This is a genomic window from Streptomyces sp. DS1-CR2 (assembly GCF_055760475.1).
This window is the reverse complement of sequence record NZ_CM147085.1, coordinates 4,424,435-4,443,227: the sequence shown is the minus strand read 5'-3', so window position 1 is coordinate 4,443,227 and position 18,793 is coordinate 4,424,435. Positions and strand designations below refer to the sequence as shown.

Annotated in this window: 20 protein-coding genes; 13 read left to right on the top strand and 7 right to left on the bottom strand. The window is 69.1% G+C overall.

What is annotated here, in order from left to right:
* Window positions 1-34: 34 nt before the first annotated feature.
* Genes ACY0PA_RS21415 through ACY0PA_RS21405 form a run of 3 tightly spaced genes read right to left on the bottom strand, consistent with a single transcriptional unit; the run spans window position 35 to window position 2,081 of the window.
* Window positions 35-1,462 carry an FtsK/SpoIIIE domain-containing protein gene (locus tag ACY0PA_RS21415; protein WP_473086111.1) on the bottom strand — a complete coding sequence of 476 codons (1,428 nt, stop codon included), beginning with the start codon at window positions 1,460-1,462 and terminating at the stop codon, window positions 35-37.
* Window positions 1,459-1,668, bottom strand: coding sequence for a hypothetical protein (locus tag ACY0PA_RS21410; protein ID WP_473086110.1), 210 nt, complete (start codon window positions 1,666-1,668; stop codon window positions 1,459-1,461). Before ACY0PA_RS21410 ends, ACY0PA_RS21415 begins: the two co-directional genes overlap by 4 nt.
* On the bottom strand, window positions 1,668-2,081 hold the full coding sequence (locus ACY0PA_RS21405) for an SCO3933 family regulatory protein (protein WP_473086109.1): 414 nt from the start codon (window positions 2,079-2,081) through the stop codon (window positions 1,668-1,670). The genes ACY0PA_RS21410 and ACY0PA_RS21405 overlap by 1 nt, the downstream gene beginning before the upstream one ends.
* Before the next feature lie 189 nt (window positions 2,082-2,270).
* On the opposite strand from ACY0PA_RS21405, the gene ACY0PA_RS21400 reads away from it, so the two are divergent.
* Window positions 2,271-2,702 (top strand): GntR family transcriptional regulator, encoded by a 432-nt coding sequence (locus tag ACY0PA_RS21400; protein WP_473086108.1) that lies wholly within the window; start codon window positions 2,271-2,273, stop codon window positions 2,700-2,702.
* On the opposite strand, the gene ACY0PA_RS21395 is transcribed toward ACY0PA_RS21400, so the two are convergent.
* A complete protein-coding gene (locus ACY0PA_RS21395) occupies window positions 2,683-2,850 on the bottom strand; it encodes a hypothetical protein (RefSeq protein ID WP_473086107.1) in 168 nt (55 codons plus the stop codon). The genes ACY0PA_RS21400 and ACY0PA_RS21395 overlap by 20 nt on opposite strands.
* A 1,344-nt stretch (window positions 2,851-4,194) precedes the next feature.
* Between ACY0PA_RS21395 and ACY0PA_RS21390 the strand changes: the two genes are divergently transcribed.
* From ACY0PA_RS21390 to ACY0PA_RS21370, 5 genes are all read left to right on the top strand, one after another.
* Window positions 4,195-4,416, top strand: coding sequence for a hypothetical protein (locus tag ACY0PA_RS21390; protein ID WP_473086106.1), 222 nt, complete (start codon window positions 4,195-4,197; stop codon window positions 4,414-4,416).
* Window positions 4,400-4,927, top strand: coding sequence for a DUF6879 family protein (locus ACY0PA_RS21385; protein WP_473086105.1), 528 nt, complete (start codon window positions 4,400-4,402; stop codon window positions 4,925-4,927). The genes ACY0PA_RS21390 and ACY0PA_RS21385 overlap by 17 nt, the downstream gene beginning before the upstream one ends.
* A complete protein-coding gene (locus ACY0PA_RS21380) occupies window positions 4,924-5,754 on the top strand; it encodes a helix-turn-helix domain-containing protein (protein WP_473086104.1) in 831 nt (276 codons plus the stop codon). The genes ACY0PA_RS21385 and ACY0PA_RS21380 overlap by 4 nt, the downstream gene beginning before the upstream one ends.
* A gap of 85 nt (window positions 5,755-5,839) precedes the next feature.
* Window positions 5,840-6,037 (top strand): hypothetical protein, encoded by a 198-nt coding sequence (locus ACY0PA_RS21375; RefSeq protein ID WP_473086103.1) that lies wholly within the window; start codon window positions 5,840-5,842, stop codon window positions 6,035-6,037.
* A gap of 42 nt (window positions 6,038-6,079) precedes the next feature.
* Entirely contained in the window at window positions 6,080-7,207 is a 1,128-nt protein-coding gene (locus tag ACY0PA_RS21370) for a dipeptidase (RefSeq protein WP_473086102.1), read from the top strand.
* A gap of 138 nt (window positions 7,208-7,345) precedes the next feature.
* Here the strand turns inward: ACY0PA_RS21370 and ACY0PA_RS21365 are convergent, their stop codons facing one another.
* Together ACY0PA_RS21365 and ACY0PA_RS21360 are read right to left on the bottom strand one after the other, a co-directional pair.
* Complete coding sequence (locus ACY0PA_RS21365; protein ID WP_473086388.1) at window positions 7,346-7,999, bottom strand: M15 family metallopeptidase; 654 nt, start codon at window positions 7,997-7,999, stop codon at window positions 7,346-7,348.
* Between the two features lie 287 nt (window positions 8,000-8,286).
* Window positions 8,287-9,159: a GNAT family N-acetyltransferase gene (locus tag ACY0PA_RS21360; protein ID WP_473086101.1), complete on the bottom strand. Its 873-nt coding sequence runs from the start codon at window positions 9,157-9,159 to the stop codon at window positions 8,287-8,289.
* Window positions 9,160-9,464: 305 nt separating this feature from the next.
* Between ACY0PA_RS21360 and ACY0PA_RS21355 the strand changes: the two genes are divergently transcribed.
* The 7 genes from ACY0PA_RS21355 (at window position 9,465) to ACY0PA_RS21325 (ending at window position 17,818) form a co-directional block, all read left to right on the top strand.
* Window positions 9,465-10,442: a DUF2797 domain-containing protein gene (locus ACY0PA_RS21355; RefSeq protein WP_473086100.1), complete on the top strand. Its 978-nt coding sequence runs from the start codon at window positions 9,465-9,467 to the stop codon at window positions 10,440-10,442.
* Between the two features lie 199 nt (window positions 10,443-10,641).
* Window positions 10,642-10,965: an antibiotic biosynthesis monooxygenase family protein gene (locus ACY0PA_RS21350; RefSeq protein ID WP_473086099.1), complete on the top strand. Its 324-nt coding sequence runs from the start codon at window positions 10,642-10,644 to the stop codon at window positions 10,963-10,965.
* A 115-nt stretch (window positions 10,966-11,080) separates the two neighbouring features.
* A complete protein-coding gene (locus tag ACY0PA_RS21345) occupies window positions 11,081-11,920 on the top strand; it encodes an amidohydrolase family protein (RefSeq protein WP_473086387.1) in 840 nt (279 codons plus the stop codon).
* A gap of 126 nt (window positions 11,921-12,046) precedes the next feature.
* The gene (locus ACY0PA_RS21340) at window positions 12,047-12,796 is read left to right on the top strand and encodes a response regulator transcription factor (protein WP_473086098.1); all 750 of its coding nucleotides are present in this window, start codon (window positions 12,047-12,049) and stop codon (window positions 12,794-12,796) included.
* A complete protein-coding gene (locus ACY0PA_RS21335) occupies window positions 12,793-14,274 on the top strand; it encodes a sensor histidine kinase (RefSeq protein WP_473086097.1) in 1,482 nt (493 codons plus the stop codon). Before ACY0PA_RS21340 ends, ACY0PA_RS21335 begins: the two co-directional genes overlap by 4 nt.
* 26 nt (window positions 14,275-14,300) lie before the next feature.
* Window positions 14,301-15,638 (top strand): bifunctional glycosyltransferase family 2/GtrA family protein, encoded by a 1,338-nt coding sequence (locus tag ACY0PA_RS21330; RefSeq protein ID WP_473086096.1) that lies wholly within the window; start codon window positions 14,301-14,303, stop codon window positions 15,636-15,638.
* A complete protein-coding gene (locus tag ACY0PA_RS21325) occupies window positions 15,635-17,818 on the top strand; it encodes an ArnT family glycosyltransferase (protein ID WP_473086095.1) in 2,184 nt (727 codons plus the stop codon). The genes ACY0PA_RS21330 and ACY0PA_RS21325 overlap by 4 nt, the downstream gene beginning before the upstream one ends.
* Here the strand turns inward: ACY0PA_RS21325 and ACY0PA_RS21320 are convergent.
* Window positions 17,791-18,675 carry an endonuclease/exonuclease/phosphatase family protein gene (locus ACY0PA_RS21320; protein ID WP_473086094.1) on the bottom strand — a complete coding sequence of 295 codons (885 nt, stop codon included), beginning with the start codon at window positions 18,673-18,675 and terminating at the stop codon, window positions 17,791-17,793. The genes ACY0PA_RS21325 and ACY0PA_RS21320 overlap by 28 nt on opposite strands.
* Window positions 18,676-18,793 lie beyond the last annotated feature (118 nt).

Below are 18,793 nucleotides of genomic sequence, written 5' to 3'. Positions count from 1 at the left end.
ACCTCCTTTCAACAACCTTGGGAGCGAGGCGGCGTCATGCGGCCAGGGCGCCGACCACATCCGGGTCGTCGGGGTGGTCGTTGCGAAGGTTCGGGCCGCCGTCGAGGCTGGCCAGCAGGGCGACGGGGTCGCGAGCGAGGTGTTTGCTGATCGCTGCGATGCGGGCCGTGTCCGCGTCGGAGACGTAGGGGGTGCGCACCCGGATGAAGCCGGGGCGGTCATCGGCTCGCATCACCAGCACGCCGACGTAGGAGGGGTGCTGGAGGTTGACAGGGTTGGCGTCCTCCCAGTCCCGGATGTCGTCCCCGAGCGCGGCCACGGCGGCATCCGTGGTGCGCTGTGCGAAGGACAGCCCGACCGGGCAGATGTCGCGGATGAACGTGGGGATCGCGTCTCCGGTGGGCTTCTGTGTGGTGGGGATGGTGACCAGGCCCACGGAGCGGCCCTTCTTCACCAGGTCCTCCACCAGCCGCGCGTTCTCCGCCGCAAGGGCCGCGAGCTTCTTGGTCTCGGAATCGCTGCCCTTGTAGTCACGCAGGAAGGTGTGCGCTTCATCCACGATGAGGAAGACCACCGGCCAGTCGGGGCGCGGCCCGTGGTGCCAGATGTTCGCGGTGCCGAACACGGTCCGGACCAAGGCGACACGGCGCCGCCGCAGGTCAACCATCTCCCGCAGGAAGGCGTTCGCCGCATTCAGGTCGTCGCCGACGAAGCGGAACAGGCGCGGGGCGATCGAGGCATAGTCACCTTCCTCCGGTGCCGATGCCTTGCCGTCGATCACGGCGAACTGCACAAGAGGGGACGGCGCGAAGTCGCACAGCAGACGGTTGAGGAGCGAGGTCTTTCCCTTGCCCGTGCCGCCGGCCACCGTGATGCCCGGCACGTTCTCCAGGGAGACGATGGCGGGGATGGCGTACTCGTCCAGCCCAAGTTCCCAGCGGGTGACGTCCTTGGGCGGCTCTCCGGTGGGGACATGGGTCGTCGCGGTGGCCAACGGGTCTTCCCGCACGGCCCGGACGGTGACCTGTCCGGGCTTGTCGGCAGGGGTGACAGAGACACGCACGCAGCCCCAGGCGTCAGCCAGGAAGCGGGCCGCCTTCTGGAACTCCTCCAGGGACACTTTGGGTAGGCACGTGGCGGTGACGATGACCCCGTACTCGTCCGGCACCACCTTGACCTTGGGGACCAGGACGCGCGGCTCGATCTTGCGCGTTTTGTCGCTGCTGAACTCCTGGCTGATCTGCGCGGAGAACGTGGGCTTCTTGTCCGTGACGGACAGGCCTGCCATCTGCGCGAGCCTGGCCCAGCGGAACCGGATACGAACGGCCAGCCAGATGCTGCGGCGCATGTCAGGGGTGGCCTGCACGTAGCGGACGACATTGACGATGAACAGGACGAGGAAGAGGGCCAGGCCCGCCCCGGCAGCAATCGGGGCGAGACCTGCGATCTCGGCGGGACTCATGCGGCCGCCCTCCTTTCGTGGCCGGGGTACATGAACAGGGCCAGCGACAGCTCCAGCTCGCAGAGGTCGTCGCGGTAGACCGGGGCCGGGTAACCGTGCGCGACCAGCGCAGCAGCGACCCGGAGCAGGAGCGTGAGCGGCAGAAGAGGCGGTCCCCCTTCAGTCGCTGGATTGGCCAGCGGATAGGCGCAGGTGCCGAGTCGCATCACGCGGCCTTCCTGGTCTGCTTCAGCTGTTCGGCCGCCAGGTCTGCCGGGGGCTGCTCGGCCACCGGCGCCGCAGCCGGGGTAGCGGGCTGGACCAGGGTCAGGGCCGAGGCGCGGTAGGCAACGCCCTGCGACAGGTTGCCGTTGAAGATCCGCGCCCACGGGTTGGCGAAAAGGTCCAGGGCGGTGACCATCACGCCGGGCTTGAGTCCGTTGGGCAGGCCGGTCTCCGGAACGGTCACCTTGAGCAGCTCTGCGCGGCCCTCCTCCATGAGCATCAACTGGACGGTGAAGAGAGGGGCGTTCGTCTCCCGATCGGTCTGCGGGGCGTGGGTCTCCGGGTTGACCTTGAGCTGCGCATCGGTGCCCGTCATGAGCACGGCGCCGGGGGCGAAACCAACACGGATGGGCATGGGCGTGCCTCCTTGGAGAGGTGTTCGACGACCGCGTGTTCGGTCTCGATAGGCCCGATGGTGCACGACGGACCGCCAGTGCGTCAACCACTACATTTCCTAGCGCACCGCTAGCATGCTAGGGGGGGGGCTGGTGTGGCTCTGGCAGGGCTAGTGCGATGGGTGCGCTAAGCGGGCTACTCTCGGAGCATGGTTGTTTCAGGCGAGAGCTTCGACTACGGGCTATCCATTGTCGAAGCGGCCAGGAATCCGGCGTACCGGCAGGTCGCCGATGATCTGCGCCGCAAGATCAGGAGCGGCGAGTATCAGCCGGGCGAACGTGTTCCGTCCTCCCGGGACCTGCAGAAGGCGTACGGCCTCGCCAACATGACCGCGCGTAGCGCACTGCGCGTGCTAGTCGACGAGGGACTGATTCGCACGGCGGTTGGCCGCGGCAACTTCGTTGCGGACCCTCTCCCACCGGAGCCTTCCGCCGCGGAGCAGGAAGAAGGCCGGCAGGAACAGCTACACAGCGCCGAATACTTGGAGCTGTCCAAGCAGGTGCGTGAGCTAAAGGACCAAGTCGAGGAAATGCGTGGCATCTTCCAGCAGATCGCTGCCTTCACGCAGCCTCGGAAGTAGCCGTCAGGTTCTTTGCCACTTCCAGAGCCAGTCGCTTCAACTCCGCGATTTCCACGATGATTTCCGCGATCTCGGCCGCGATCATCCTCTGTTCCTGCGCGTCCACGTGCCCCCCTTGTCGTTCGCTGCCGTTCGTCTGCTCCGCCATGCAAGCCCCGAGGGCTCACCACCTCACTCGCCACATGAGCCCGACCGTGATCACGGTTCGGAACCAACGCCCGTGGTAGGTGGCGCGGTAAGTCACCATCGCGGCCACCACTGGCAATCTGCCTGTTCTTGAGGGTCTGGGTCAGGCTCGATCCCGCAGTACGGGAGAGCATTCGGCGAACTCCCGCCCTGCGGTGAAGAAAGGCGAAGAAATCTGCCTGCGCGGTCCTTCCGATGCATCGCGCCCATCTCCTTTCTGTTCTGCGCTACAGGCGCACCAGCACCCCGTGGTCATTCCCCCAAGGGGCGCAGCGGCCCGAAACGTGACTGTCGGACCCGCCCCTTCGTCATGGCGCTCAGCACATCACCCCTTTTCAACCGTTATGCACGAGTCGTCGACCCCGTTGGGCGTAATGAATCACGAGAGCCGGCTGTGGATAACTTTTCGCGACTGGACGCCTGTTGGCGCCCGAAAGCATCTTTGAACGGTTCGCCTGTGGATAGATTTCTGCGACCCCGCGCACAGACCATGCCTAACTAATGCAAATAGCCACCAAAAGGCACGACTTAGCGGAGTCGAGGGCGAGCAAGGGTTTCCACGAGCAGAACGAGGCGGGCGGCGCCCTTGCGATCCGCAGCGGCAGGGCCGAAGCAGCTCCGGCAAGCTCCGGCAAGCGGCGCGTCCAAAGTTTCTTTACTGAATCAAGGCGGCCCGCTGGCGCGGGCCGCGCGGAGCGGCGTCCGTGACGCCGCGCCGCTCCTGTCTGCCGCCCTGCTCCGCGACGCCACCGCCGCTCGCGCCGCAAAGCCGGTATGCGGTCGGCCAGGTTCAAGGGAGAACTACGCACGGACCGCAGCCAGTCGGGCGCGGCCGACGCGGCGACCGGTCCCGGCGAGACGGCCACTACCAGGGCCAGCGCCGACTTCGTGAGGCATTCCCGCATCCCGAGCGATATCCGGTCACAGGGCCGGAGCCCCGGTGGCTGGGGCGGACGGCGGATGGGGTCTTTAGCCACCTGTTCGGGCCGGGGCCCGCGTCGGGCAAGGACAGGGGGCCACTCGTGCTAATTCCGGGCAGGTCCACAGCCTGCCCGAGTTGCCGGGCCAGCGTACGGCCCCCTGACCATGCCCGACCCCAACCCGAACAGGACACCGGCCAAAGACCCCAACCGCCGTCCGCGTGGGTACGAGCACCACTCACTGGGCTCGCGCACAACGAGTCCGACGAGGGGTCTCTTTATGCGACAACGCGCATAGTCGTGAGTGTGCATAGACGGTCCCCCGGAAGCCCTCGTACCGTCTTGCTCAACGACCCAACTAGGTAAGCAGACCAAGGGGTTTCGCCATGGCGCGCGAGGAACTGATCAGGCTTACAGGGAACGACAACGGCAACGGGAACGGAGGCCCTTGCGGTCAGGGAGACTGCCCCAACGTCTACCGGACCGCTTCCGGCTCGTTCGTCGTCCAGGGCGACGTGTCCGGTGTCTTCACGCCGCCCGCTGGGGAAGGGCTCGTGGAAATCCCCGAATCGGTGCTCAGGGAGGCATTCGATGCTCTTGGATGGTGACGCGTGGCAGGCCAAGTTCCGCGAGTTCCGGCACGAAGCCTGGCGGCTTGAGACTCTGCCGCAATACCTCGTGCCGCAGGAAGCCGAAGAGTTCGCCGCCTTCAAGGCCGGAGCGCGGTTCCCCGGCCCGTACAAGGACGCGTGGACGGAGATGATCACCAGGACCCGCGCCACAGGCGGCAGCGTCGGCCGAGTGCACCTCGTGCGCCGCCCGCTGAGCGACTACCTGCGCTTCGAGTTCGAGCGCTACTACCAGCACCAAGCTCCGGTTGGGGAGGACATCCGCATCCTCGACGTGACCGACCTGCCCAGCCCGCTCCCTGGCGACGTACAGGACTTCTGGATGTTCGACCGCACCACGGTCGTCCTCATGCACTATCAGCCGGACGGTAAGCAGATCAGCCGCGAGCTGTATGAGGGCGACCTGGCGCCGTTCATCGAGTACCAACAGATCGCTGTTGAGTTGTCGGTGCCGTTCTTGGAGTACGCGACGGAGTACGCGGCCGGGTGAGTGTCGAGCCAGAGCAACTGGGGCAGTCGAGCGAGGAGTTGGCAGCCCTGCTCAAAGCGCTGCGTAAGCGATCCGGACTCTCCGGAGTCCGGATCGCGGCGCGCTGCAACATGTCGCAATCCAAGATCAGCCGCATCGAGAGCGGCAAGGTCCGGCCGTCCCTCGTGGACGTGGAGCAGATCCTCAGGGCCGTTGACGCGCCCCCGCGGCTGATCGCGGAAGCTACGGCGCTTGCCCGTATCGCGAACACTGAGTGGCAGGGCGCGCGGGACATGCGCCGCAAGGGGCTGGACAAGAAGCAGCTCGAACTCGCCGGCCTGGAGGCGTCGTCGTGGGAGCTCCGGTACTTCCTGCTGTCGATGGTGACCGGTCTCTTGTCGACGCCGGAGTACATCAGGGCGAGCCTCGCCCACGTCCCTGGCGACCACAGCAAGGCCATCGCGAAGAAGCTGGAGCGCCAGCAAGCCCTGTACGACCGCTCGAAGCGGTTCACGTTCCTGTTGACCGAGCAGGCCGTGCGCTGGCCGCTCGTAGCGCCGGACGCGTTGGCCGTCCAGATCGATCACCTGGCGTCGCTGACGCACCTGCCCAATGTGCGGCTTGGCGTGATTCCCATGAACGGCACCGTGAGCCCGGCACCGTTGAATACCTTCACCGTGTACGACGATCGCATCGCGACCGTGGAGGTGTCGACCGGGGTGATGGTCTTCCGCGACCCCCGGGACATTGCGGCACACCTTGAGGAGTTCTTCGGCCACGAGGAACGGGCCCTCTTCGACGATGACGCTCGGGCGTTCCTGAGGCAGTGCTCGGAGGCCCTTCGCTGATCTTTAGTCCACCACGAGCATAAAGATGGGAGTGGTGTTCCAGCGGCGTAAGCATGGAGTCTCGCGACGCTGGGGAGGCAGGCACATGACGGCGAGGACGACGGCGGACACGACCGACGCGAAGGGCTGGGAGTACGTCACCTTCGCCCCCAAGGGCGAGACGTGCCCCGCGTGTATGCAGGTGATCAAACCGCTGGAACGGGTTCGCAGAGGCTTCTTCGACCGGCCCTCCGGAGCGCCGGTCGTCGTCTACCGGCACTACGACGAGTGCCCAACGGGGTGAGCGCCGATGCTGTGCACTCCAGCCCCGGCCATGCCCCTCACGATGCTCCACCCCAAGTTTCCGCACCAGAAGACTCTGGCGCCAGACTCCGTAGAGAAGGCGCCGGAAACGGGCCAGGAAGGCGTTGCCCGGGCTTCACCCTCCGGGCCCGGCTACCGAAGCCGGTGGGACAACGGCATGATGCGTACCGTGCCGAATGAATCTTCAGGACCGCGCCGCCCGCTCTTGCTGTGGGAGCAGCACTGCTGTCTGCCGTTGGAGCGGCACGCGGATGTAGGCGAACTGGCCCGCTACAGTCGGCCGGGAGGCAGCTTCGTTTCAGTGAACGCGGGCTATGTGCCCCACAGCACTGATGACGTCACCGGACTGATCGCCGACTGGCGGGAGCGGATCACCGCGGACGATCGTTTGCGGTTGGCCGCGAGTATCGAAGACATCGAGGCCGCCAGGCGCACCGGGAGCGTGGCGGTCGCCTTCGACCTCGAGGATTCCGGACCGCTGGAGGGGCAGCTGGACCGGGTGCGCGACTTCTATGACCTCGGTGTCCGCACGATGCTACCCAGCTACAACAACCGAAACGCGGCGGGCGGTGGCTGCCTGGACGAGGTCGACGAAGGGCTCACCGCTTATGGCCGGGCGCTGGTTCGGGAGATGAACGCGGTCGGCATGGTGGCGGACGGATCGCACTGTGGTGCCCGTACCGGCCTGGACATGTGCGAGGTCTCCGAGCAGCCGGTGATCTACAGCCACTCGTGCATGCGCTCGGTGTGGGACCACCCCCGCAACATCACAGACCAGCAGGCCAAGGAATGTGCCGCCACAGGCGGTGTCATCGGCATCACCGGCGTCGGAATCTTTCTTGGTCCCAACGACGCCACCGTCGACGCGTTGGTGCGGCACATCGACTACGCGGTCGACCTCGTCGGCCCGGAGCACGTCGGAGTCTCGAGCGACTACCCGTTCGACCACGAGGACTTCAACGCGATGCTTGAGCAGAGCCCTGAGCTTTTCCCCGACTGCTACACGGGTTGGGGGCCGATCAAATTCATGCCCCCGGAAGGGTTGTTGACGGTCGAGCAGGTGCTTCTGGCGCGGGGATACCCCCACGATGCCGTGGCCGCGATTCTGGGCGGAAATTTCCGCCGCGTTGCCGCGTTGGTGTGGCAGTGACGGAACCGTACCCGTGCTCGGGCCGGCCCGCCGCTCATCACATGAGAGGTGAGAGCAGACGCGCCTGCACGGCCGGTTACGCCGTGCTGTTGTTCACGCAGGGTGCGTGACGGATCGGGGGATCATCCGCAGCTCAATTCAATCGAGTTCCCGCGGCCCGTACATCGCACTGTTGGCATCGGTAGCAAGGGCCCAGTACCGGTCGCCGTAGGACCAGTGCCACCACTCGGTGGGGTAGTTCACCAGACCCACAGCGGTCAGTGCGTCACCGAGCACCCGCCGGTTGGCCCGCGCTTCATTGCTGACGTTGTCAGCGTCCGTGTAACAAGCACCGTCACTCTCTTCAGGGCTGGCATTCACCCGAGTTCCCATGTCGAGTTCCCTCCCGTCGGCAGACACGAGGGTGAGGTCAATCGCGGCGCCGGCGCTGTGGGGGGCAATCTCCGGTGGCGATACGTACCGGCTTGCGGCGTCACGGACCTGCGTCGGCGACCATCCCGGGTTGCCGGCTTGCAGTTCGTCGGCGTAGCGCTCGAAGTAGGCGCGCTGCAGCGTGGGCGGCCTGTACCCCTCGACGAACAGCAGACGGATGCCATCTGGGAGCAGCTTCTGAGCCTTGAGGAGACGCGTCAGGACTCCTTCTCGCAGATGCGCGAATGCCCCTGAATGATCGACTTTGCGAGAGTCGATGGCGAGGGATTCCTCGCGCCGGACGTCGACGAGCGGTTCAGCGCAGTCAACCACCGGGAGCGCCGCAATCTTCGGATCTGACATCAGTACGATCTGGTTCATGCGCTGATCATTGCCGATCACCTTCACGAGGCGGCTGGGTGCCCCTGTGGATCAGGCTCCTGAAGGGGGTATCCAGCGTCGTGCCGCGCCGGTTGTTTGACGGCAGCGCTGACGGCAACGACGGCACACAGAGGCTGAAGATCACGGACTTCAGCGAACAACTCAGGCGACGGTCGGGGACCACTACGCGCGCCTGCCCGATCCTACGGATCAGAAGGTTGCAGGTTCGAATCCTGCCGAGTGCACACAGATGAGAGGCCCCCGGAGAGATCCGGGGGCCTCTTGCGTTATGCCCCTACGGCGGCGAAGTCGTACACGGCCCATTCGGTCAGTGGGACGTATCCGATTCGCTGGTAGAGGGCGTTGCTGGTGGCGTTGGCCGGGTTTGCGTACAGGGCGACCTCCTTGGCGCCTGCGGCCAGGGCGGCTCGGGTCACCTCGACCGTCACAGCGCCTGCGTAGCCGCGACCGCGCAGGTGAGCCGGGGTGTAGACGGGGTCCACCCGGACCATTCCGCCGACCAGCGAGGTCATGCCCGCCATGGAGACCGGGGTGCCGTCGGGGGTCTCCCAGAACGTGTAGTGCTTGTCGCCGAAGCGAGTGTCGGCCCAGGTGCCGGCGTCGATGGTGACGTCTTCTCCGACGTCGGCGGCGAACTCGCGGTGCCAGCGGAAGAGTTGCTCGCGGTCCTGCTCGCCCACGCGTCGGCCCCGGCCCGCCGGGACCGGCTCCGGTGGGGTGAGCGTGCCCAGGCGGTACAGACGGATCCGCGTGCTGAGTGTCGGCGTCGCGCCTGTGTGCCGCTGCCAGGCCTCGGCGAAAGCGGTGGAGGTGTCGTGGGCCGCGCTCACGAGGGGGAGTACGTGGCCGAGGCCGGCCAGGCGCTCGGCGAGGGCTTCGGCGTCCTCGGGGGCGAGAGGGGTGAGGCTCAGGGGGCCGTGCTGGGTGAAGCGGTAGAAGACGGCACGGACCTCGCCCGCCCGCTCCAAGGTGCCGAAGACGGGGGCATGCGCACGGTATGCCTCTGTGCCGAGTGCGCGCAGTTTCTCGGTCGATGTCAGCGGCGTGGTGTGCAGGGCGGGGCGTGAGCGCAGGAAGTCTCCGGCCCGGGCGAGAAAGTCGTCGATGTCTTCGGTGAGGTGCCAGTCGTACGGTCGCATGCCTCATGGTTTCCGACGTGCCGGCGCTCAGGCCAGAGCGTCATGAACGAGATGATGATCCCGATCGGTGTGAGTGCGCAGGCCAGGCCTGCGGTCAGGAGTACGGCGGCCAGGGGCCTTGAACGCCTTGTGGCGCTGTGCCCGGCAGGCGGCGAAACCCGTGAAGGCGAGGATCGCCAGGCACGGCAGAGTGAGGAAGAAGAAGCCCGGCGCCGCCACGGTCCCCACCCCTGATCATGTCCCCGAACAGCGGGAACGTATCGCAGCCCCTGGCGATGTCAGTGCCCGGGAGTAGCGTCCTGAGCATGACGTGGTGGTGCACCGGGGTGCGGTGGCGGGTCGGGGGCGGTCCCGCGCTGGGGTGGTACGGGGAGGGGAAGGGGGAGCGTGAGAGTCCCCTCGCCTTCGGGGACGTGCTGGCTTTCCGGGCCGTGGGCGGGCGCAGATGTCTCGGGGTGTGGCGGGGCGGCCGGCGTACGCCGTGTCCGGCGGCGGCAGTGCTGTCCGGGCGGGGGACGCGCGCGCAGTGTGCCGAGTGCGCCGGGATCGACCGGGCGCACTCCGTTGCCGCGGACACCATGGCGGACGACCCCAGGCCGTACCACGTGTATCTCGCCTGGTTCGGGAGCGGGATGGTGAAGGTGGGGATCACCGGGGTCGGGCGGGGGTCCGCCCGGCTGCTCGAACAAGGGGCCGTCGCGTTCACGTGGTTGGGGCGCGGGCCGCTGATGGCGGCGCGGCGTGCGGAGGAACTGCTGCGCAGCGCGCTCGGCGTTCCGGACCGGATTCCGTACGCGCAGAAGCGGGCCGTACGGGCGGCGCTGCCCCCGGCCGGTGAGCGGGCGGGGGAGCTGGCCAGGGCGCATGCCACGGCCGTCGCGCTCGCAGGGTGGCCCGAGTCGCTGGAGCGGCTGCCGTGTGAGGTGGTCGATCACGCGGAGGTCTTCGGGATCGAGGGCGGAGTGGACGGCGTGGCAGGCGGTGGGCGGCTCGGGGGCGTGGGGGGCGTCGTGAGCGAGTTGATCGAGGGCGGGGTGGTCGTGGGGACGCTGGTCGCCGCCGCGGGGCCGGATCTGCATCTCGTGGAGCGAATGGGGTCTCCCCTGCTCGAGCGAAGCCGAGAGCTTGGGGAAGGGCGGCGGCTCGTGGTCGACACCCGGCTGCTCGGCGGGTGGCAGCTGGAGGCGTTGGGGAAGTCGGAGGGGGAGGCGGCGGACGTGGTGTCGTCCGTGCCGGTGAAACCGGTGAAGAAGGTGCCCGCGCCGCAGGGTGGGTTGTTCTAGGGCTGTTCTGAGGCTGTTCCAGGAGGAGGCGCGAGGGGGCGCCGGGCTTTGTCGACCGGAAGGTCAAGTCTCGCTTCCCGTCAGGCAATGGGGGTGGACACCGTCCGTCGCCGCACCGCATCGTGAGGACATGAGTGATCACGGAGTAGCACCTGTCGGGCCGGAGGGCAGTTCCGGTCCCGCCCGTACCGTCCGGCCCGTGCCCGTCTTCGAACCGCCTTACTACGCCGCCGTGTTCACCTCGGTGCGCACGCCCGGAGACAACGGGTACGGGGCCACCGCCGAGCGGATGTCGGAGTTGGTCAGGGAGATACCGGGGTTTCTGGGGGAGGATTCCGCGGTCTCGGAAGGCGGGCTGCGGATTACCGTCGCCTACTTCCGGCACGAGGAAGGGCTCAAGGAGTGGGCCGGGAACGGGGAGCACCGGGAGGCCCAGCGGCGCGGGCGCGCCGAGTGGTACGAGAGCTACTCCCTCCATGTCGCCAAGGTCGAGCGGAGTCACGGATTTGATCGCGGAGAGTAACGCGGAGAGCGGCGCGGAGAGCGGCGCGGCGAACAGTGCGGAGGGCGGGGCGGACACCAACACGGCGGGCGTCGGTGAGGCTGATCGGGTCGCCCGGTTCCGGGAGCGGCACGGCCTGGCCGGACTCGTCGACGTGCACACGCACTTCATGCCCGAGCGGGTCCTGAAGAAGGTCTGGCAGTACTTCGACGCGGCGGGGCCGCTGACCGGGATGGCCTGGCCCATCGCGTACCGGGAGGAAGAGGCGCAACGGCTCGTGCGGCTACGGGAGTTCGGGGTCGAGGCCTTCACCTCCATGCTCTATCCGCACAAGGCGGGCATGGCCGAGTGGCTCAACGGATGGGCGGCCGGCTTCGCGCGCCGGACGCCCGGCTGTCTGCACACGTCGACGTTCTTCCCCGAGCCGGGCGTCGACCGGTACGTGCGCGAGGCCATTGAGGCGGGCACGCGCGTCTTCAAGGCGCATGTGCAGGTCGGGGCGTACGACCCGAACGACGAACTGCTCGACCCCGTGTGGGGGATGCTCGCCGAGGCCCGTATCCCCGTGGTCATGCACTGCGGCTCCGGGCCCGCCCCCGGCAAGCACACCGGGCCCGAGCCCGTCGCCCGGCTGCTCGCCCGGCATCCGCGGCTGCCGGTGATCGTGGCCCACATGGGGATGCCCGAGTACACGGACTTCCTCGGCCTGGCCGAGCGGTACGGGGAGGTGCGCCTCGACACGACGATGGCGTTCACCGATTTCAGTGAGCGTTTTTCCCCGTTCCCGCGCGCCGAGCTCGCCCGGCTCGCCGAGCTCGGGGACCGGATCCTGCTGGGCACCGACTTCCCCAACATTCCGTACCCCTATGTCCACCAGCTGGAGGCCCTGGAGCGGCTCGGTCTCGGGGAGGAGTGGCTGCGGGCCGTGTGCCACGGGAACGGGGCTCGGCTGTTCGGCCTCGACCCCTTGGCGTAACCCCTTGGCGTAGCTCCTCGGCGTAGCACCTTGGACGAACGCTCCTGAGAGGCCGTTGTGCGTTTCTCAGGGAATTCACAGGTTGTCGAAAGCCGGTTCTCAGAGCGGGCGCGCAGGGTGTGCAACATGACCGCGACCTCGCCCCAGGGGCGTACCGAACTGCTGAGGCCGGACGGGACCCCCGTCCGGGTCCTCGTCGTGGACGACGAACAGGCGATCACCGAGCTGCTCTCCATGGCCCTGCGTTACGAGGGCTGGCAGATCCGCAGTGCCGGGGACGGGATGGGCGCGGTGCAGACCGCGCGCGAGTTCCGGCCCGACGCCATCGTGCTCGACATGATGCTGCCCGACATGGACGGCCTGTCCGTGCTCGGACGGCTGCGGCGCGAGCACCAGGACGTGCCGGTGCTGTTCCTGACCGCGAAGGATGCCGTCGAGGACCGGATCGCCGGGCTCACGGCCGGCGGCGACGACTATGTGACCAAGCCGTTCAGCCTGGAGGAGGTCGTCGCCCGGCTGCGCGGCCTCATCCGCCGCTCGGGCGCCGCCGACCGGCGCAGCGAGTCCGTGCTTGTCGTGGGTGACCTGACGCTCGACGAGGACAGCCACGAGGTGTCGCGCGGCGGGGACGGCATCCATCTGACCGCCACCGAGTTCGAGCTGCTCCGCTATCTGATGCGCAATCCGCGCCGGGTCCTGAGCAAGGCGCAGATACTGGACCGCGTCTGGAGCTACGACTTCGGCGGCCAGGCCAACGTCGTGGAGCTGTACATCTCGTACCTGCGCCGGAAGATCGACGCCGGGCGCGAACCGATGATCCACACGCGGCGCGGCGCCGGATATCTCCTCAAGCCCGCGGTGCCTGTCGCGTCATGAGCCGACGGCGGCAGCCGCGCAGTCTGCGCAAGCGGCTCGTCATCACGGCTGTCGCACTGATCGCCCTGGTGTGCGCCGTCATCGGAACGGTGACCACCATCGCGCTGCACACCTATCTGTACGACCAGCTCGACAAGCAGGTGCGCGGCGCGGTCGTCCAGTCCACCGGCGGACCCGGTCCGGAGCGGCAGGCGCAGAACCTGAGCTTTCTCGGCGGTCCGAGCAGGCCGGGCACCATCGGCGCTCTCGTCGAGTCCGACGGAAGCGTCACCGAGGCCGCGAAGAGCGTCGCCGACCGGGACAACCCGATCGTCCCGCTGTCGGACACGCAGATCACCGCGCTGGAGAGCGTGCCGCAGGACGGGGAGCCGCACAGCGTCAGCGTGCCCGGGCTCGGCGACTACCGGATCTCCTCGAAGCCGGGCGGCAACACCATGGTCGGCCTGCCCGAGACCGAGGTGCAGGACACCCTCAGCACCCTCATCGTCGTCGAGGTCAGCGTCACCGCGGCCGGCCTCGTCGCCGCGTCACTCGCCGGCGCCGCCATGGTCGGCGTAGCCCTGCGGCCCCTGCGCCGCGTCGCGTCCACTGCGACCCGCGTCTCCGAACTCCCCCTGCACAGCGGCGAAGTGGCCCTCCACGAACGGGTTCCCGACACCGAGGCCGACCCGCGCACCGAGGTCGGCCAGGTCGGCGCCGCCCTCAACCGCATGCTCGACCATGTGAACGGAGCGCTGGAGGCGCGCCAGCAGAGCGAGACGCGCGTGCGCCAGTTCGTCGCGGACGCCAGCCATGAGCTGCGTACGCCCCTCGCCTCGATCCGCGGATACGCCGAGCTCACCCGGCGCGGCCGTGAGGAGACCGGGCCCGACACACGGCACGCGCTCGGCCGTATCGAGTCCGAGGCCCACCGCATGACCGGACTCGTCGAGGACCTGCTGCTGCTCGCGCGGCTCGACTCCGGCCGCCCCCTGTCGTACGAGGCGACCGACCTGTCACCGCTGGTCGTGGACGCGCTGAGCGACGCCCGCGCGGCCGGCCAGGACCACGCGTGGCGGCTCGAACTGCCGGACGACCCCGCCCTCGTGCTCGCCGACGGACCGCGCATCCATCAGGTGCTCGTGAACCTGCTGGCCAACGCCCGTACGCACACACCGCCGGGCACCACCGTGACCGCGCGCGTGCGCCGGTACGGGCCGTGGGTCTGCCTGGACGTGCAGGACAATGGGCCGGGCATCCCGCCCGAGCTGCTCCCGCACGTCTTCGAGCGGTTCGCACGCGGTGACACCTCCCGCTCCCGGGCCCACGGCTCGACCGGTCTCGGCCTCGCCATCGTGCAGGCCGTCGCGGCCGCGCACGGCGGCGCCGTGACCGTCGACAGCGTGCCCGGCCGGACCGTGTTCACCGTCCATCTGCCGGCCTGTGCCGAACCCGTCACGTCCTCACAGGCGGGCCACAGTCTCACCACACCGGCCTGACAGGGCAGTTGGCGAATGTCGGTGTCATGCGAACCGACTCTTCTCCGGGCACCGACCCCTCCCTGGGGGTGCTGCCGGCACGGGAGCACCTCCCGGCCGGCGTGGGCGATGCACCGGTTCTGGACGTAGTGATCCCGGTCTACAACGAGGAGCGTGACCTCGGTCCCTGTGTGCGCAGACTGCACCGGCACCTCGTCGGAACCTTCCCCTACCGCTTCCGCATCACGATCGCGGACAACGCGTCCACCGACGCGACCCCGGACGTCGCCGCTTCCCTGGCGGCCGCGTTCCCCGAGGTGCAAAGCGCCCGCCTGGAGCAGAAGGGCCGCGGGCGCGCCCTGCGCACCGTCTGGTCCGCGTCCGACGCGCCCGTCCTCGCCTATATGGACGTCGACCTGTCCACCGACCTCAACGCGCTGCTCCCGCTGGTCGCGCCCCTGATCTCGGGCCACTCGGACCTGGCGATCGGCTCGCGCCTCGCGCGCAGTTCACGCGTCGTGCGCGGGCAGAAGCGCGAGTTCATCTCCCGCGCCTACAACCTGATCCTGCGCGGCTCCCTCCAGGCCCGCTTCTCCGACGCCCAGTGCGGTTTCAAGGCGATCCGGCGCGATGTGGCGCGGGTCCTGCTGCCGCTCGTCGAGGACAGCGGCTGGTTCTTCGACACCGAGATGCTCGTCCTCGCCGAGCGGGCCGGGCTGCGTATCCACGAGGTGCCGGTCGACTGGGTCGACGACCCGGACTCGACGGTGCACATCGTGAAGACGGCCACCGACGACCTCAAGGGCGTGTGGCGCGTGGGCCGGGCGCTCGCGGTCGGCGCGCTCCCCCTGGACCGGCTCGCCCGCCCCTTCGGCGACGACCCGCGCGACCGCCAGGTCCCGGGCGTGCCCCGGGGACTGGCCCGCCAGCTGGTCGGCTTCTGCGTCGTGGGCGCCCTGTCGACCCTCGTCTATCTGCTCCTCTACTCCGGATTCCGTACGTTCACGGGGTCGCAGGTCGCCAACGCACTGGCCCTGCTCGTCTCGGCCGTCGCCAACACGGCCGCCAACCGGCGCCTCACCTTCGGCGTCCGCGGCCGCGACCGGGCCGTCCGCCACCAGGCGCAGGGCCTCGTCGTGTTCGCGATCGGGCTCGTCCTGACCAGCGGTTCGCTCGCCGCGCTCGGCGCCGCCTCCGCGGACCCGGCGCACTCCACGGAACTCGCGGTGCTCGTCGCCGCCAACCTCGCGGCGACGGTGCTGCGCTTCCTGCTCTTCCGCGCCTGGGTGTTCCCCGAGCCGCCCGCCCCGCCCGCGCCGCCCGTACCCGGTGCGCCGGACGCCTCCCGAGCCACGTACGACCACGAACTGAGGACCGGACGATGACCCTGCCCCACCTCCCCGCCGGCGCACCCGCGCTGCCACCGCCCCCGGCCGCACCGGCCGTGCAGGACCAGGGACACGGCCGCCCCAAGCGGCCCCCGCACACCCGGGTCTGGCGCGGCCGGGCCGACGACCCGCGCTGGGCGCGCCCCGCGTTCCTCGCGCTGCTGCTCGTCGTGGCGCTCGCCTACCTCTGGAACCTGAGCGCCTCCGGCTACGCCAACTCCTTCTACTCCGCGGCCGTGCAGGCCGGGAGCCAGAGCTGGAAGGCGATGTTCTTCGGCTCGCTCGACTCGGCCAACGCCATCACCGTCGACAAGCCCCCGGCGTCGCTGTGGCCGATGGCGCTCTCGGTGCGGATCTTCGGCCTCAGCTCCTGGGCGATCCTCGTCCCGCAGGTCCTGATGGGCGTGGCGACGGCGGGCGTCCTGTACGCGGCCGTGCGGCGCCGGTTCAGCGCGGCGGCCGGGCTGCTCACGGTGGCGGCGTTCGCGCTCACGCCCGTCGCGGCCCTGATGTTCCGCTTCAACAACCCGGACGCCCTGCTCGCGCTCCTGATGACCGTCACGGTCTACTGCGTCCTGCGCGGCATGGAGAACGGCCGGACGAAGTGGCTGGTGTGGGCGGGCGTCGCCGTCGGCCTCGCGTTCCTCGCGAAGACCCTCCAGGCGTTCCTGATCCTGCCGCCCCTGGCCGTTCTGTACGCGGTGTTCGCGCCGGGCAGGCCGCTCAAGCGGATCGGACAGTTGCTGCTCTCCGGACTCGCGGTGGCCGTCGCGGGCGGCTGGTGGGTCGCGGTCGTGGAGCTGTGGCCCGCGTCCTCGCGCCCGTACATCGGCGGCTCCCAGAACAACTCGTTCCTTGAACTGACCTTCGGCTACAACGGGCTCGGCCGGATCAACGGCGAGGAGACCGGCAGCGTCGGTGGCGGCGGTGGCGGAATGGGCGGCGGCAGCCAGTGGGGCGAGACCGGCATCGACCGGATGTTCAACTCCGAGATCGGCAGCCAGATCTCCTGGCTCCTGCCGGCCGCGCTGCTGCTGCTCGTCGCCGGTGTCGTCGTCACGTGTAAGGCGCGGCGGACCGACACGGCACGCGCCGCGTTCCTCGCGTGGGGCGGCTCGCTGGTGATGACCATGGTCGTCTTCAGCTTCATGGCCGGGATCTTCCACCAGTACTACACGGTGGCCCTCGCCCCCTACGCGGCCGCGCTCGTCGGCATGGGGGCGAGCGTGCTGTGGGAGGAACGGGCCAGGTTCACGGCGTCCGCCGCGCTCGGCGGCACGGTGGCGGTGACGGCCGTATGGTCGTACGTCCTGCTGAACCGGACGCCCGACTACGTGCCGTGGCTGCGCTGGGCGATCCTCGTCGGCGGCGTCGCGGCGGGCCTCGGCCTCGCCGTCGCGGGCCGGCTGAACCGTCAACTGGCACTCGGTGCGGCCGGGTTGGGCCTCGTGACCGCGCTGGCCGGGCCGACCGCGTACACCATCAGCACGCTCGACACCGGACACAGCGGGTCGATCGTGACGGCCGGTCCTGCGGGGGCGAGCATGATGGGCGGCCGGGGCGGCTTCCCCGGTGGCCCCGGAGGCGAAGGCGGCATGCGCGGCGGCGGAATGCAGCCGCCCGGCCAGGGCCAGCTGCCCGGCCAGGGCGGGCAGAGCCAGCAGGGTGGCGGTATGGGCCAGCCCCCGACCGGCGGCATGCCCGGCCAGGGCAATGGCCAGGGCCAGAACCAGGGCACAGGCAACGGCAAGCAGCAGGGCGGCACCGGCATGATGCCCGGCGGCCCCGGCATGGGCGAACGCGGCGGCATGGGCGGTCTCCTCAACGGCGCCCAGGTCAGCGCCAAGGCCAAGGCCCTCGTCGAGAAGAACGCGGACGACCACACCTGGGCCGCCGCGGCCGTCGGCTCGCAGAACGCGGCGAGCTACCAGCTCTCCACCGGGAAGCCCGTCATGGCGATCGGCGGCTTCAACGGCAGTGACCCGTCCCCGACGCTCGCCCAGTTCAAGAGCTACGTCGAGGACGGGAAGATCCACTACTTCATCGGTGGCGGCATGGGCGGGATGGGCGGGGGCAGCGGCTCCGCCTCCAGGATCCAGTCCTGGGTCGAGAAGAACTACACGAAGGTCACCGTGGGCAGCGCGACCTTCTACGACCTGACGAAGCCCAAGAGCTGACCGCTCTTACGCGTCAGCGCCAGATCGGCGACAACCGGGCGGTGGTCCGAGGCGAGAGTCTCGGCCACCGCCGCGTCGCGTACCCGGACCCCCTCGCCCACGGCGACGTAGTCGATCCGCTTGACCGGATCCGCCGCCGGGAAGGTGTTCGCCCCCGGGTCGGCGGGCGTCAGTTCCTTCCACAGCGGTGCGAGTTCGGGCGCGTCCGGCACCGCGTTGAAGTCGCCGAGCAGGATCTGGCGGTCCCCGGGCGACGTACGTTCCGCGGCCATGATCCTGCGTGTGTCGGCGACCTGTGCTGCCCGTACCGAGGGGTCGGGCCGGTAGTCGAGGTGCGTCACGAACACCTGGACCGGCACCCCGCGCACCTTCAGCTCGACCTCCCCGAATCCGGGCGCGGGCGCAGGGACCGGGTTCGGGTCCTGCGTCGACAGGCGGGTGATCTCGTGGTTGACGGCGCCGCGGACCGGATACCGGGACAGGATCGCGACCCCGTACTCGCGGCGCGGTCCTCCCTCCTCGACCGGGTCGAGGCTGTAGATCGGCGCGAACGACACATGCATCCCGAGCCGGTCCGCCAACTCCTGTGCCAGATCCCGCCTCTGGCTGCGGGTGTCCCAGTGGACATCGACCTCCTGGAGTCCGATCACATCGGCGTGAAGGGCGCGCAGCGCCGCCTCCTGCCGGTCGAGATCGAAGACGTTGTCCATGCCGGAACCGGCGTGGATGTTGTACGTGGCGATGCGCAGCGGGACGGGTGGCGGTCCCCCGGCGGCCTGCGCGGGCGGCGCGGCGGCGAGTCCTCCCAACAGCCCGGCGGCGAGCAGAACGTGCGGTGTGCGGCGGTGCTTGGACATCCGACCCCTCACTCATCAGGTTTCAGCGGGAGAACGCTAGCGGGTGTCCGGCGCCGAAAAGTGACTTGGCCGCCGCACGGGAAGAGCTATACGGTGTACGACGTCACTCGACATACAC